General features: G+C 69.6%; 17 protein-coding genes and 1 pseudogene. 11 read left to right on the top strand and 7 right to left on the bottom strand.

Annotation, left to right across the window (positions count from 1 at the left end; translation table 11 throughout):
* Positions 1-7: 7 nt before the first annotated feature.
* The 4 genes from ABEA10_RS40130 to ABEA10_RS40115 are packed head-to-tail and all read left to right on the top strand — an operon-like array spanning position 8 to position 2,084.
* Positions 8-340, top strand: coding sequence for an ArsR/SmtB family transcription factor (locus ABEA10_RS40130; RefSeq protein WP_345473147.1), 333 nt, complete (start codon positions 8-10; stop codon positions 338-340).
* A gap of 42 nt (positions 341-382) precedes the next feature.
* Entirely contained in the window at positions 383-1,069 is a 687-nt protein-coding gene (locus tag ABEA10_RS40125; protein ID WP_345473145.1) for an NAD(P)H-dependent oxidoreductase, read from the top strand.
* Positions 1,070-1,096: 27 nt separating this feature from the next.
* Positions 1,097-1,921: a hypothetical protein gene (locus tag ABEA10_RS40120; protein ID WP_345473143.1), complete on the top strand. Its 825-nt coding sequence runs from the start codon at positions 1,097-1,099 to the stop codon at positions 1,919-1,921.
* Positions 1,922-1,928: 7 nt separating this feature from the next.
* On the top strand, positions 1,929-2,084 hold the full coding sequence (locus tag ABEA10_RS40115; RefSeq protein ID WP_345473141.1) for a hypothetical protein: 156 nt from the start codon (positions 1,929-1,931) through the stop codon (positions 2,082-2,084).
* Between the two features lie 43 nt (positions 2,085-2,127).
* On the opposite strand, the gene ABEA10_RS40110 is transcribed toward ABEA10_RS40115, so the two are convergent.
* The 3 genes from ABEA10_RS40110 to ABEA10_RS40100 form a co-directional block, all read right to left on the bottom strand.
* Positions 2,128-2,634: a hypothetical protein gene (locus tag ABEA10_RS40110; RefSeq protein ID WP_345473139.1), complete on the bottom strand. Its 507-nt coding sequence runs from the start codon at positions 2,632-2,634 to the stop codon at positions 2,128-2,130.
* Between the two features lie 23 nt (positions 2,635-2,657).
* Entirely contained in the window at positions 2,658-3,623 is a 966-nt protein-coding gene (locus ABEA10_RS40105) for an aldo/keto reductase (protein ID WP_345473137.1), read from the bottom strand.
* A gap of 197 nt (positions 3,624-3,820) precedes the next feature.
* Positions 3,821-4,573, bottom strand: a complete 753-nt coding sequence (locus tag ABEA10_RS40100; protein ID WP_345473135.1) for an SDR family NAD(P)-dependent oxidoreductase — start codon at positions 4,571-4,573, stop codon at positions 3,821-3,823.
* A 185-nt stretch (positions 4,574-4,758) separates the two neighbouring features.
* Between ABEA10_RS40100 and ABEA10_RS40095 the strand changes: the two genes are divergently transcribed.
* Both ABEA10_RS40095 and ABEA10_RS40090 read left to right on the top strand, forming a co-directional pair.
* On the top strand, positions 4,759-5,598 hold the full coding sequence (locus ABEA10_RS40095; protein WP_345473133.1) for a helix-turn-helix transcriptional regulator: 840 nt from the start codon (positions 4,759-4,761) through the stop codon (positions 5,596-5,598).
* Positions 5,599-5,644: 46 nt separating this feature from the next.
* Positions 5,645-5,818 (top strand): annotated as a pseudogene (locus ABEA10_RS40090) (IS5/IS1182 family transposase); the annotation flags it as partial.
* Between the two features lie 96 nt (positions 5,819-5,914).
* Here the strand turns inward: ABEA10_RS40090 and ABEA10_RS40085 are convergent.
* Together ABEA10_RS40085 and ABEA10_RS40080 are read right to left on the bottom strand one after the other, a co-directional pair.
* A complete protein-coding gene (locus ABEA10_RS40085; protein ID WP_345473131.1) occupies positions 5,915-6,013 on the bottom strand; it encodes a DUF397 domain-containing protein in 99 nt (32 codons plus the stop codon).
* Positions 6,010-6,822: a helix-turn-helix domain-containing protein gene (locus ABEA10_RS40080; protein WP_345473129.1), complete on the bottom strand. Its 813-nt coding sequence runs from the start codon at positions 6,820-6,822 to the stop codon at positions 6,010-6,012. The genes ABEA10_RS40085 and ABEA10_RS40080 overlap by 4 nt, the downstream gene beginning before the upstream one ends.
* 110 nt (positions 6,823-6,932) lie before the next feature.
* On the opposite strand from ABEA10_RS40080, the gene ABEA10_RS40075 reads away from it, so the two are divergent.
* The 3 genes from ABEA10_RS40075 to ABEA10_RS40065 are packed head-to-tail and all read left to right on the top strand — an operon-like array spanning position 6,933 to position 8,390.
* Positions 6,933-7,376, top strand: a complete 444-nt coding sequence (locus tag ABEA10_RS40075) for an ATP-binding protein (RefSeq protein ID WP_345473127.1) — start codon at positions 6,933-6,935, stop codon at positions 7,374-7,376.
* 37 nt (positions 7,377-7,413) lie between these two features.
* On the top strand, positions 7,414-7,770 hold the full coding sequence (locus tag ABEA10_RS40070; RefSeq protein ID WP_345473125.1) for a helix-turn-helix domain-containing protein: 357 nt from the start codon (positions 7,414-7,416) through the stop codon (positions 7,768-7,770).
* 23 nt (positions 7,771-7,793) lie between these two features.
* Entirely contained in the window at positions 7,794-8,390 is a 597-nt protein-coding gene (locus ABEA10_RS40065; protein WP_345473123.1) for a GrpB family protein, read from the top strand.
* Between the two features lie 17 nt (positions 8,391-8,407).
* On the opposite strand, the gene ABEA10_RS40060 is transcribed toward ABEA10_RS40065, so the two are convergent.
* Positions 8,408-10,615, bottom strand: coding sequence for a WD40 repeat domain-containing serine/threonine protein kinase (locus ABEA10_RS40060; RefSeq protein ID WP_345473121.1), 2,208 nt, complete (start codon positions 10,613-10,615; stop codon positions 8,408-8,410).
* Between the two features lie 176 nt (positions 10,616-10,791).
* Here ABEA10_RS40060 and ABEA10_RS40055 point away from each other — a divergent pair, with 176 nt between their 5' ends.
* Both ABEA10_RS40055 and ABEA10_RS40050 read left to right on the top strand, forming a co-directional pair.
* Positions 10,792-11,148, top strand: a complete 357-nt coding sequence (locus tag ABEA10_RS40055; protein ID WP_345473119.1) for a nuclear transport factor 2 family protein — start codon at positions 10,792-10,794, stop codon at positions 11,146-11,148.
* 49 nt (positions 11,149-11,197) lie between these two features.
* Positions 11,198-12,130: an NAD-dependent epimerase/dehydratase family protein gene (locus tag ABEA10_RS40050; protein WP_345473117.1), complete on the top strand. Its 933-nt coding sequence runs from the start codon at positions 11,198-11,200 to the stop codon at positions 12,128-12,130.
* Here the strand turns inward: ABEA10_RS40050 and ABEA10_RS40045 are convergent.
* Complete coding sequence (locus tag ABEA10_RS40045; RefSeq protein ID WP_345473115.1) at positions 12,091-13,617, bottom strand: GNAT family N-acetyltransferase; 1,527 nt, start codon at positions 13,615-13,617, stop codon at positions 12,091-12,093. The genes ABEA10_RS40050 and ABEA10_RS40045 overlap by 40 nt on opposite strands.
* Between the last annotated feature and the right edge of the window lie 150 nt (positions 13,618-13,767).

The following is a 13,767-nucleotide window of genomic DNA, read 5'->3' as shown; positions in this document are numbered from 1 at the left end:
CCTGTCCGTGGGTGATGAGGTCGAATCGCGGCCGGAGGAGATGCTCGAGGCGTTCAAGGCGCTGGCCAACCCCGTACGCCTCCAGATCATGCGGTGGCTCAGGGATCCGGACGGGGAGTTCGCGGACTATGAGCCGATAGCGGACCGCCAGGTCGTCGGCGTTTGCGTCAGCCACATCCAGGCCAAGAGCGGGCTGGCGCAGTCGACCGTCTCTTCCTACATGACGGCCCTTGAGCGTGCGGGGCTCGTACGGTCCACGCGCGTCGGCAAGTGGACGCACTACCGGCGAGACGAGGACCGCCTGCGGCAGCTGTCGACCGCGATCGCCGAGAATCTTTGATCGACGTATCACGATATCGCGATTTTACGATATGATCTCTCTATGGACACGCTGACACCGCGCAAGACCGCTCTGATCGTTCACGCCCACCCCGAACCCGACGCGTTCAGTACGGCGCAGATGCGGGTCGCCGCCGAGGAGCTGCGGCGCTCCGGCTACGTCGTTGAGGTCGTGGACCTCTACGCCGACGGGTGGAGCCCCGTGCTCGACCGGCACGAGTTCGAGCCGGTTCGCGGGCCGTTCAAACCGCAGGCAGAGCAGATGAGGGCCGTCCGGGAAGGGACCTTGACCGGCGAGGTGCGCGCTCACCTGGACTCGGTGCTGGCCGCCGATCTGCTGGTCTTGTCCTTCCCGATGTGGTGGTTCTCGATGCCGGCGATCCTCAAGGGGTGGATCGATCGCACCTTCGTCATGGGGGCGCTCTTCGGAGGCGACTTCGGGCTGTTCGACCGGGCCGCGCTGAGGGGGAAGCGGGCGATGCTCCTCGTGACCACCGGCGGCTCCGCCGAGTCCTTCAGCTCGGGCGGGGCCTTCGGGGCGATGGACGACTTCCTCTTTCACATCCACCGGGGAATGCTGGAGTTCGTCGGCTATGAGGTACTGGCCCCTGTCGTCACGTACGGGCCGGCCCACCTGACCGACGCCGAACGCCGCACCGCGCTGGAGGCCGTACGAGAGTCCTTCGCGGCGATCGGCAACGGTCTGGTCGACGAACCCGCACTGGCGTGAGAGCCCCACGGGCCGCAGAATCTCCTGATGGATTCCTTGCGCCGGGCCGTGCTCCAAGTCGACTGGGACGATCTCGAGCACGCCTACGGCCGGGCATCGGACGCACCGGCAAGGCTTCTCGCGCTGGTCGGCGACGATCCGCAGGCCCGCGCTGACGCGGTCGGGTATCTCGACGCCGCGATGCTGCATCAGGGCAGCGTCTACTCCGCGACAGGCCCGTTCGTCAGGATCGTCGCCGGGCTGCTCGGCGACCCCCGCACCGCCGTGCCCGTCGCCGACGTCCTGCCCTGGGACACCGCGCCCCGGCCGCTGCGGGCGGCGCTGCTGAACTACCTCGTCTTGTTCGTCGAGGCATGCCGGCTCGAGGTTCGCGACGAGGAGCTCATCCGCGACGCCCACCCCGCCGGCCGCGACGAGGCGGACCTGCAACGGATCCGCGAGGCCGTGCGCGCCTGCGACTGGCGACTCGACCCCGACCCCGCGACGCGAACGCCACCTCCGCCGGCCCTCGTGGAGGCCGCCGATGACCGGGAGTACGGCCTGGCCATGGCAGCCCGCGACCTCCTCGCCTGCCGGAAGGTCGTCCCCGACGTGTTCGACGCGATTCTTCCGCTGGTCGGCGACGCCGATGCGGACGTCCGCACTCCCGCCGCGACCGCGGCCGTGTACTGCCTGCGGCACGAATCGCTCGGCGGTCGCGAAGCGGCCTTGGCCGAGCTGCTGGAGGACACCGCCGCCCGGTCATCCGAACCCAGGGAACGTGCGGCCATCGCCCGGCTGCTCGGCATGCTCGGCCGTCGCCCCGAGTCCCTGCTCCATGACCGGCACGACGTCGTCCAGCGTTACCTATGATCGCGATGTGGGCCCGTTGGTCCGGCTGGCCTTTCCACAGCCGCTCACCGGGCAGAGCGTGCTCAACGCCGCCCAGCGAGCCTTCCTCCGCGCGCTACTGGCCAACTGGCACCCACGTATGCCGTTCGACGAAGACCTGTGCCGGACGCTCCTTCTCACCTGAGGCCGCCGGGTGGCCTCGTTCTCTCCGCGTGGTGGCCGGCGTCCTAGAGCGCGCCCTGGTGCTGCTCGGCGAGTCGTTTGAGGTTCAGCAACTGCCGTCGGGCCATGACGAGGTCGCCGACGGACAGGCCGGGAGCGGCCCAGCGGGTGGTCCGCATGGCGACCTTGAGCAGCAGACGCGTTCTGTCGTGCGGTTGGGGCACGAGGACGTAGGACATGAAGGCGCCCATGATGGTGGCCGTCAGCTGCTTCCCGGGGTCGACCGAGACGATCCGGCCCAGATCACGCCCGCCTGCGGTGGTGAACCTGTCGCCGACCTGCGGCTCCGGAAGGCCCATGAGTTTCCGGGGTGAGCGGCGGCCGAGGTTGTCGATCCAGTCGTAGGAGTAGGGAGCGAGCCTGACCTGCACCACCCACGGCCACACCGCTTCGGCGGGCGCCTGGACGTCCACGCCCCGCCATGCCTGGAGCGTGGGCGAGTCGACGAAGTCGTCGCAGGGGTAGGGGCGCAGGGTCTCGCTGTCGCTGACCCCCCATCGATCACCGATCACGCGTCCATCCTCCGCCCAAGGTGTCAGTAGCGGGCGCCGACCGGTGGCGGGACGGCGTCGAGCTCGGCGAGGTCGTCGTCGGTGAGGTCGACGCCGGCCGCCGTGGTGTTCTCGTGGAGATACTTGCGCTTCTTCGTGCCCGGGATGGGGATGACGTGCTCACCCTGGGCGAGCGTCCAGGCGATGGCGACCTGGGCCGGAGTGGCGCCGTAGTGCTCGGCGACCGTACGGACGGCGTCGACGATGCGGAGGTTCTGCTCCAGGGCGCCCTCCTGGAAACGGGACATCCAGCCGCGCATGTCGCCGTCCTCGAAGCTCGCCTTGGTCACCGCGCCGGTGAGGAAGCCGCGGCCGAGCGGGGAGAACGGCACGAACACCGCGTCGTTGACGGCACACCAGCCCACGACGTCGCCGGTCTTGGTGCCGCCGTCGGCGCTCACACCGAGCGGGTCGCGGGTCCACAGGGACAGCTCCGACTGGATCGCCGCGACCGGGTGGACGGCGTGCGCCTCCTCGGCCTGCTCGACCGTCACCTCCGAAAGGCCCAGGTGACGGACCTTGCCCTCGGTGACCAGCTCGGACATCGCACCCCACGTCTCGGCGAGCGGCACGTTGGGGTCGACGCGATGCAGGTAGTAGAGGTCGATCACGTCGGTGCCGAGCCGGCCGAGACTGGCCTCGACCGCCTCGCGCACGTGCTTCGGCGTTCCGTCGCGGGACAGGCGCTGGGACGAGGGGCCGACGAGCCCGACCTTCGTGGCGAGCACGACCCGGTCGCGTACGCCGGCCAGCGCCTGGCCGAGCAGCCGCTCGTTGTGCCCCGCGCCGTAGACGTCGCTCGTGTCGAGGAACGTGACACCGAGGTCGACGGCCTCCCGGATCAGCGCGACCGACGCATCGTCGTCACGCTCGGACTCGGTGTAGGCCCAGCTCATGCCCATGCAGCCGAGGCCTACCGCGCCAACGTAGCGGTCCGCGAACTTCCTCATGGCGGGGTTCCCTTCCGGACACGTCGACCGCCGCGTGACCCGAGCGGCGTTGAGGGAAGCCTACGACCGGCCGGCCGGGACCGGGACCGGAACTCCGGGGTCAGCGGCTCAGCGGGGCTCAGGGGAACTCACGGGATGTCGCACAATCGAGGACATTCGGCCGTGTCCAGGTAGTCGGTGACGGCCCCGTGGGGGTGTCAGACCTGGCCGTATCCGCCGTCGACCTGGTAGTCGGCGCCGTTGACGTGGGAGGCTGCGTCCGAGGCGACGAAGGCGATGACCGCCGCGACCTCTTCCGCGGTACCGGCCCGGGTCATCGGGGTCCCGGTGCCCATCGTGGCGAAGAGCGCCTCGCGTTCCTTGGCGGTGGCGGCCAGTTGTGCGATACCGGGCGTGTCCGTCGGACCCGGGCTCACCACGTTCACCCGGATCCCGCGTGGGGTTAGCTCAAGGGCCCAGGTACGGGCGAGGGCGCGGACCCCGGCCTTGGAGGCCGCGTAGAGACTCCGCCCGCGCGACGCCTTGTGCGCGGCCATCGAGCCGGTGAGGACGATGACGCCACCGTCCGCCAGCAGCGGCAGCGCCTTCTGGACGGTCATGATCGTGCCGGTGATGTTGACGTCGAAGACCATCCTGATGACGTCCTCGGTGATGGTTCCCAGCGGTGCGGTCGCGATCGCCGCCGCGTTGACGACCAGCACGTCCAGCCGGCCGCTGCGCCGCTCCACCTGCGCGAAGAGCCGGTCGAGGTCGTCGGCCGAGCGCGAGTCGGCCCGCACCCCGATGACATCACCCGATATGTCCGCGGCCGCCGCCGTCAGGGCGTCCTGGTCCCGGCCCGTGATGTAGACGGTGCCGCTCCCTTCGGCGATCTTCCGTGCGGTGACGTGGCCGATACCGGCACTCCCGCCCGTCACGACCGCGACCTTGTTGTGAAATGCGTTGCTCACGGAACTCCTCGTCCATTCATCCGGGTAGCCGCCCTGAGGGACGTCTTGCAAGACGTCCCGGGAACGTCCTGAGGAACACAGGCAGTACGAGCCTGCGCCTTGTGCGGACACCGGTTCCAGAAGCCTGCTGATACTGGTACCGGCAGCACCAGGCCGACGCCTCCCGGCTCTGGCACAGTGAACCTGTGCCGACAACCACGAACCGGACTGAACTGCGGGAGTTCCTGCGCTCACGACGCGCGCGGGTCTCACCCGAGGACGTCGGCATACCCGCGGGAGTCCGTCGGCGCACCCCCGGACTGCGCCGCGAGGAGGTCGCCCAGCTGGCCGGTGTCGGCATCACCTGGTACACGTGGCTGGAGCAGGGGCGGCCGATCAACGTCAGCTCCCAGGTGCTCGACGCGGTGGCCCGCACGCTGCTTCTGGATGCCGCCGAGCGCGACCACCTCTACCGTCTGGCCGAGGTCCCCCAGCCTCCGGTCACCAGTGATCCGCCGACCGAGCTCCCCGGCCACCTCGACACCGTCCTGGAAGCGCTGGACCCGTTGCCCGCCATGGTGGTCGACGCCCGCACCGACGTGCTGCGCTGGAACCGTGCATACGCCGCCCTGCACCCCGCTCTGGTCAGTGCTCCGCCCGGCAAGCGCAACACCCTCTGGCACCTCTTCACGGCACCGGAGGGGCAGCACCCCATCGTCAACCGCGACGAGCAGGCACCCGAGGCCGTGGCAGGATTCCGCTATCGCTACAGCCAGAACGCGGGCGACCCGCAATGGCAGGACTTCGTCACCCGTCTGTGCACCGCCAGCCCGCTGTTCTCCCGGCTCTGGGCCACGCACGACGTCGCTCCACCGCACCTGTGTGACAAGCGCTACGACGTTACGGGGATCGGCGAAGTGAGCCTGCACGCCACCGGCATGGAACTGACCGACCACCCCGGCGTCCGCCTCGTCGTCCACACCCCCACCGACAGGCGCAGCCGCGAGAACATCGACCGCCTGCTGCGCCGGGCGACGCACCTGTGACGAGTGGACCGGGGCCCGGGTGCGGGCCAAGCTCCACCGGCCGATCCGACAAACTCGGTGGCAAAACGCCCTCAACCGCCTCCAGCGCTGCTACGAACGATGCGAGAACGTCATCGACGCATTCTTCGACCTCGCCGACGCCATCATCACCCTGCGTAACCTGATCCGCCGCGCCTGGACCACTCACCGCTGGAACAACCGGCCAGCACGACGCTCCTGAAGATCGCCAATCCGCGCGACCCCTTAATCGCCTCCATCGCTCGGGAGGTCGTTGAGCGAAATAGAACCTGGTGGAGGTCGTCGCCGTGCAGGTGGGTTACGCCTGGCCTTCGAACTCGTCACGCTCGCCGACCGCGACCTCCACACAGTTGGTATTGGCGCCGTTGCTGTAGCTGGACTTGCGGAAGTCGATCATTCCATCGTCTCCATCACACGTCGGATCAGGTCTCGGGACGCCGGACGAGATAGGGCATCCGCCCCAATCTCCTCGAACCGTACAACGAACCGACGGGCTTCCACACTGTCCAGTACCAGCCTGCCTCCCTCACATGCCTCTGTGTAGCCGACGTCGCCCTCCGGATCGCAGCCCATGATCTCGAAAGCTCCGGACAAACCGACGTGGTATCCCAGATTTCGCGGGACGATCCGAATTGTCACATTAGGTAGATGGGAGAGCTCCAGTAGTCGGGCGAGTTGAGCGCGCATGACTGCAGGACCACCCACCGGACGGTCGATCACGCATTCGTCGAGGAGGAAGGAAAGACGCGTCGGCGGGTTTCTGGTCAGGATCGCCTGACGAGCCATCCGGTCGGCCACGGCCTTGTCCACGTCCGCGTCGCCTTCGGCGCTGATCGCCACGCGGGCGTAGTCCTCCGTCTGGAGTAGCCCGGGGACGGTCAGGCCCTCGAACATCCGAACCGTATGGGCACGCGCCTCGTAGTGCAGATGCTCTACGTACCAGTTTGGATTGTGGTCGCGGCGCGCGAACGTGAAGATGCGCACGAAGTGACCATTTGTCCGCCATGCACCATCAAGCGGTTTCAGATTCTTCTCTGAAGGGCGCCGGTTCATGGCTTCGAAGTTTGAAACATGTGCGCGGCTGCACCCCATGATGCCGGCGACCTTCGTAGCGCTTTCTCCTCGCGCTAACCGGTAGCGCCGCAGGTCATAGGCCAGCCAATGCCACAGTGACGCGTCAGGATTGATGCGATCAGCCGCAGGCATGAATGCGTCACCCCCGGTTTCAGCCGAATAGAAACGGTACCCAATGTAACCACTTGACGCCAGGATTGATGAAACTTCACGGAGCCCACCTCACGAGAATCGGCGGACCCATGCAAACGACCGGCGTATCGCCGTGGCCAACGCCAAATTGCCAGCAAGTCGAACAAGTGGTGTTTCCGGCGGAACCACAGCAGTGCGGTGCCGCTCGTCGTTGGACCCGCGCCTATTTCTGCCGGCACGATCTGGCCGAGCTGGGAGATGCCGCGGCCCTGGCCGTCAGCGAGACGTTCACCAACGCCCTGCGTTGTCCGATGACGGACCCGGACGGCCATCCGGTGATCCCGATTCGCATCGTTCGGTTCCCGTCCTTGTTCCGGATCGAAATCTATGACGGTGACCCGACTCCGCCTCCGGACGCGGCTCCCATACCCGCGGCCGGCGACGAACGACATCGCGGGCTGGTCGTCGTTGACGCGCTCGCGACTCAACGCGGATCGTTCCGGGCCGGCTCCGGTAAAGCCGTTTGGTTCACCCTCGCCCGCGACCTCGGCTAATGACCAGGCGCCTGACTCACGGATTGGCTTTTCCCTCATGGCATCTCCGGACTCCGGTTCTGACTTTGACGATCTGCTCACGCCGAGGGAGGCCGCGGCGCTGCTGGGCGTACGGACCACCACGCTTGCCCGGTGGGCGCGGGACGGGCTGCTCAAGCCCGCCGTGCACACGCCCGGTGGCCATCGTCGCTACCGGCGCGGTGAGGTGCTGGCCGTACGGACCGCGAACACCGCCGGGCGGCCGAAGCAGATGGAGGAGGACGCGGCCCGGCTCTACGACCAGGGCTGGCCGATCCGCCGGGTCGCGGCCGAGTTCGGCGTCAGTTACGGCCTGATGCGCCGGATACTGCTGACGCGGACCGCGTTGCGGAATCGCGGCGGGCGGGAGCGATGACCCCATTCCCTAAACTTGCTCGAATGCCTGAGGACCCGATGCTCGCGCCCGTTCTGGTGGATCACGATCCCGGTTGGCGGGCCCGGGGATTCGCCCTCACCGCCGAGCTCCAGGCCACGCTCGCGCCATTGGCGCTGCACGTCGAGCACATCGGCAGTACCTCCATCCCCGGCATGGCGGCCAAGCCGATATTCGACCTGCAGATCAGCGTGCAGGACCTTCAGGAGGCCGAGCGCGCGTTCGACCCGCCGTTGGCCGAGCGGGGATTCCGGCGTTCCGTCCATCGGTACGACCACGTCCCCGCCGGATGCGACGACGATCCGGAGCTCTGGACGAAGAGGCTGTGGTCACGGCGCGGGCACCCAGGCCCGGACGTCAACCTGCACGTCCGGCGCCTCGGCTCTCCGAACGAGCGGCTGGCTCTGCTGTTCCGCGACTGGTTCCGCGCCCACCCCGAGGCCGTCCCCGCCTACGCGCGCTTCAAGAGCGTCCTCGCGGGCACCGTCGGCGACATCGACACGTACGCCGACGTCAAGGACCCCGTCGTCGACCTCGTCATCGCGGTCGCCGAGCCCTGGGCCACCACGACCAGCTGGACACCACACTTCGAAACGGGCTGAGTAGCGACCAGCGAGGGTCACGGGTTCCAGGACGCGATTCGCTTGTGCGACCGTACGTTCCACAGTTCGCCTCCTTGGTCATCCGCAGCGGCCAGCATGCGGCCATCCGCACTGAACACGATGGCGTGCGGCTGGTCCTCAACGTCCTGGAGCGACGCGATCGACCGGTCGGTGGCCAGGTCCCGGATTTCAATGATCGGCTGCTGAGTCTCCGGGTCGTCGGCGGGGACGGCGAGTTTCTTGCCGTCGGGGCTGAAGGCCAGCGCGTCGGCGTACGCGGTGGCGCCGAGCAGGCCGGCGTCCCGATTCGCGGCGAGGTTCCACAGATGGAGGACGCTGCCCCCCTCGTCGGTGTGCACGAGCGTCCTGCCGTCCGGGCTGATCGACATGGGCTCCGGCTCGGCGTCGGGCAAGGCGGCGACCTGCCGGTCCTTCGCGGTGTCCCATACGAGGATCCCACCGTTGTCGTCATCGGAGTCCGACCCGCTGTAGTGGCCGCAGGCGGCGTAGCGGCCGTCCGCGCTCAGCGACATCCCGATGCAGAGAGCGTCTCCGTGGAGCGGAATGGTGGCGGATGCGTACTTACCGGTGCGAAGGTTCCAGTGGCCGATGGCGCCGCCCGTTCCGAGAGCGGTGACGGTCCTGCCGTCGGAACCGAACCGCAGCGCCCCGACCGTATCCTCGAAACCGGAAAGCCTCCGCTTCCTGTGCCCGGCGGTGTCCCAGATGGTGGGCGGCCCGTCGGCGGCGACGGCGAGGGTCCGACCGTCCGGGGCGAGCGCCAGCGCGTCGGTGTCCTGTATGGAGTCAGGGGACGCGTCGAAAGAGTGCTGGAGTTTGTGGGAGGCGGTGTCGTACACCTTGATCACTCCGGAGTCGCCGCCGAACGCGACACGCCTTCCGTCCGAGCTGAGGGCGGTCACCTGAAAACCGTCGTCGGCGGGGCTCGGCGAGTCGTCCGGAGGGCTGCTCGGCGTGTCAGGCGGAATCCCGGGCAGGCCGCCGAAGGGGTCGGACGGGCTCGGAGCGATGCCTGTCGGAGAGACGTTGCCAGTGCCATGCACGCAGGCGTACAACACGGCGATGCAGATGACGACGATGATCGTTCCGCCGGCCGCCCGTCCCAGCCGCGGATAGGCAGGGGCCGGAGCGGACACGCGGTGGGGCCGAGGGGAGGCGCTGGAGCGCGTGTAGTGCGGGCGGCTCGGAACGGCTCCGGAACCCGCCTTCGGCTTGGGGGCCGACGGACGGACGGCCGGCACCGACGCCGAACCTCCGTTCTGATCGCCTGCGGCGCCGCCCGAGGTGGTCGTGCCGCCGGCCGTCGGTGGCGCGGCGGTCGCGTCGCCGGTGTCCGGTGGTGCGATCGCGGGTGTCGCGGCCGACGCGTCGTCCTCGTCCTGCTGCAGGATCGCGTCGAATCGTTCCGCGGCCTCCTCAGCGGTGGGGCGGCGGTCGGGGTCCTTGCGCAGTAGGGCGGTGATGAGCGGGCCGAGCGGCCCGGCGTTCACCGGGGGCGGTGCCTCTTGAGTGAGCAGGGTCAGCAGGACGGTGGCGTAATCCGGGCCCTGGAACGGCGGCCTGCCCGTCACGGCGTTGAACAGCGTCGCACCGAGCGACCACAGGTCGGCGGCGGGGCTGGCGGCGGCGTTCTCGACCTGCTCGGGGGCCATGAACGCCGGAGTGCCGAGGACATCCTCGGCGTCGTCGGCGCGTTCGCCGACCCGCTGTGCGACGCCGAAGTCGGTGATGACCACCCGCCGATCGGTGATGAGGACGTTGGCGGGCTTCAGATCGCGGTGGACTATTCCGGCGGCATGGGCCTCCCGCAGTGCGTCGAGCACCGCAGCGCCGATCTCGGCCACGCGCCGGTATGGCAGCCGTACCTCCTCCTTAAGGATGTCGGCGAGTGAACGGCCGTCGATGAGCTCCATGACGATGACGGGAGCGTCATCGTCGTCGATGACGTCGTGGATCGTGACGATGCCGGGGTGGTTGAGCCGCGCGGTCGCACGCGCCTCCTGAAACGCCAGCGCCGTGAGCTCCGCGCGTTCCTCATCGTTCAGACCGGGGTCGAACAGGACCTTCTTGACGGCGACCTCGCGGTCGAGCATCTCGTCGTGGCCGCGCCACACGGCGCCCATGCCGCCCCGGCCGATGGTCTCGATCAGCCGGTACCGTCCGTTGACGAGTTGCTCCTCGCCGTCCGGTGCGAAGTCCACCATGATCAGGTCAGACGCGCACCCGATGACGTGGGTTCCCCCGCCACGTCGGCTGAGCCTCGATTCACGAGGCACCACAGGATCGACTTCGCTCGACCCGACTTGCTTACCTCCCACGTAATCGATCTTCCGCCGGGGCGCTGGCATCGTCATGGGTGTTCCGAACAGGAGGAAATGCCATGAACGAGCTGGTCAACCGCTACATCGACGTCTGGAACGAGAAGGACCCCGCCGCGCGGCGCGCACAGGTCGAGGCGATCTTCGCCGCCGACGGCCGGTACGTCGATCCGCTCGCCGACGTCACCGGGCACAACGGGATCGACGCCGTCATCGGCGCCGTCCAGGAGCAGTTTCCCGACTTCGTCTTCCGCCTCGGTCCGTCCGTGGACGCGCACCACGACGTGGCCCGGTTCACCTGGGAGCTGGGCCCCAAGGACGGGGAGGCCGTCGTCATCGGCTTCGACGTGGCGGTGCTCGCCGCCGACGGCCGGATCCAGAACGTCCACGGCTTCCTGGACAAGGTTCCCGCCCAGTAGTGCCGAGCCCGCGGCATCGCCGGTCCGGAACCGCTTAGGCTTTCTCTACATGCGGACTCTTGTGACCGGCGGTGCCGGGTTCATCGGCTCTCATGTGGCGGACGCTCTCGTCGCCGGCGGAGACGAGGTCGCCGTGCTCGACGACCTCTCCCGTGGGCGACCGGGGCGCGTCGACCCCTCGGTCACGCTCTTCAACGCCGCGGTCACCGACGCCGACGCGCTGGCTGAGGCGGTCGAGCAGGCCAAGCCGCAGGTGATCTGCCATCTCGCCGCCCAGATCGACGTACGGGTGTCGGTCGACGCGCCCGCGGCCGACGCGGCGGTCAACGTCGTCGGCACGGTGAACGTGCTGGAGGCCGCGCGGGCCGTCGGAGCGCGGGTGCTGTTCGCCAGCACGGGCGGCGCGATCTACGGCGGCGGCGCGTCCATCCCCACCACGGAGGACGAGCAGCCGGCTCCGGAGGCGCCGTACGGCACCGCGAAGTACTGCGCCGAGCAGTACCTCGCCCTCTACAACCGCCTCCACGGCACCGCGCACGCGGCGCTGCGGCTCGCCAACGTCTACGGCCCGCGTCAGGACCCCACCGGTGAGGCCGGGGTCGTCGGCATCTTCTGCGGCAAGGCACTGCGCGGCGAGCGGCCGACCGTCTTCGGCGACGGGCGGCAGACGCGCGACTACGTCTACGTCGGTGACGTCGCCGAGGCGTTCCTGGCCGCCGCCCGTACCGAGACCCCCGGCGTCTGGAACATCGGCACCGGGCGCGAGACCAGTGTGCTGGAGCTCATCGACGTCGTCGGGCAGGCGGCCGGACGGACCCTCGACCCTGAGTTCCTGCCGGCCCGTCCCGGCGAGGTGCTGCGCAGCGCCCTCGACGCCGAACGTGTCCGCGCCGACCTCGGCTGGAGCGCCCGCACCAGCCTGGCCGACGGCGTACGCGAGGTCTACCGCTGGATCGAGGCCGGCTCCCCCGACCGGGTCTGAGCGATCCGGTAGTGGTACCCGTGTGACCGGGTGAAACCGGCACGGGTGTAGAGCCGCTGCGCGGTGTCGTTGTCGTCCTCGACCTGGAGGTACAGCCGGGTCGCCCCCTGGCGGGCGGCCCACCGCGCCCCGGCGCCGAGGACGGCGGTCGCGATGCCCTGGCCGCGCAGATCGGGCCGGGTCGCCATGGCGAAGACCCCCGCCCAGCCCGAGTCGGCCGCGAACAGGCCCATCCCCGCCGGTCGCCCGTCGTGGCTCACGCTCAGGAAGGCCGCGGGCGCCGCGATGCGGGAGATCACCTTCTCCGCGACCCGCACGCTGTCGGCGCGCGCGTTCAGCTCGGCGAAGATCTTCAGCCACGCGTCGGGCGCCTCGGCCACCTCGACGGCCGGTGAGGCGGTGCCGGAGGCGTCCACGACCTGCGACGTCACGGCGGTCATGACGGACGTGGGCGCGTCCCTGCGGTAACCGCGCTGGGCCAGTGCCGCGTCCAGGTCCCGGTGTCCGGGGCCGAGCTGCACCATCGCGGGCAGGTCGCGGGCCCGGTAGAACGCCTCGAGGTGGTCGATGGACGGCTCCGCGACCGGCATCGCCGAGTTCGAGCGCCGCCGTCCGACGCCCGGGGTGTGCCGCAGCAGCCAGCCGCCCTCCTCCACCACCGTGCCCGCGGGCCAGGCGGCGAACGCCCGCCGCTCGATCTCTCGTACGACCGAGGCCGCGCACGCCTCCACCACCGGGCCGACCAGACCGGCGAGCGTCTCCTGGTCCTGTGGCCGGGCGGGCTCGTACTCGGTGATGCCGAGTCCGGCGATCTCGAAACGGTCGGCGAGGGCGGTGACCATGCCGATGACCTGGCCGGGTGTCAGCCCGCCCGCCTCGGGCGTGCCCACCGAGGCGAACACGCCGGGGTCGAGGACGTCCAGGTCGATGTGGACGTACACCGCGTCCGCGTCGCCGACCGCCTCCAGCAGGGACGCGGCGTCGGTCACGACGGGCAGCCCCTCGGCGTACGCGCGCTCGGCCGGATCCAGTGCCCGTACGCCCGCGAGCACGACCTGGTCACGTCGCAACGGCCGGTCGGGGACCAGCGCGGACGGGCCCTCGCCGAGGAGGGTACGGAGCACCATGCCGTGGAAGGCGCCGGACGGTGAGGACTCCGGCGTGTTGAGGTCCCCGTGCGCGTCGAACCAGACCACCGCCAGCCGCTCGCCGTGCCGCCGTACGGCCGCGGCGACCGGCGCCAGCTCGACGCCGCAGTCGCCGCCGACCGTGACCGTCAGGCGTCCCCGGGTACGGTCGAGCGCGGCCCGCACCTTTGCGGCGTTGTCCGCCAGCACGTCACCGGGCTCGGCCGGGACGTCCACGTGCAGGTGCTCGGCCGCCGGCACGAGATCGGCGAGCAGCCGGGCGCCGTCACGCAGCCGCCGTGCGGTCGCCGCGCCCGACCCTTGCCACTGGGGCACCTCCACGACCGCGATCTCCGACACCGGTATCCCCCTCTTTGTCCGGATAGCTCGTCCGGAGCCTAACAACGGGCCTCGTCGCCCGGACACCGGGAATTCCGCTGTGACGAGGGCTTCCTCCGACGTCGGCCCGCCCTGTGTGTCACCCGTCGGCGTACGACCAGATGTCCACCT

The organism is Actinoallomurus oryzae, from assembly GCF_039541955.1.
Lineage (GTDB): Bacteria > Actinomycetota > Actinomycetes > Streptosporangiales > Streptosporangiaceae > Actinoallomurus > Actinoallomurus oryzae.
The sequence above is the reverse complement of the archived record's forward strand: the minus strand, read 5'-3'. Positions and strand labels throughout refer to the sequence as shown.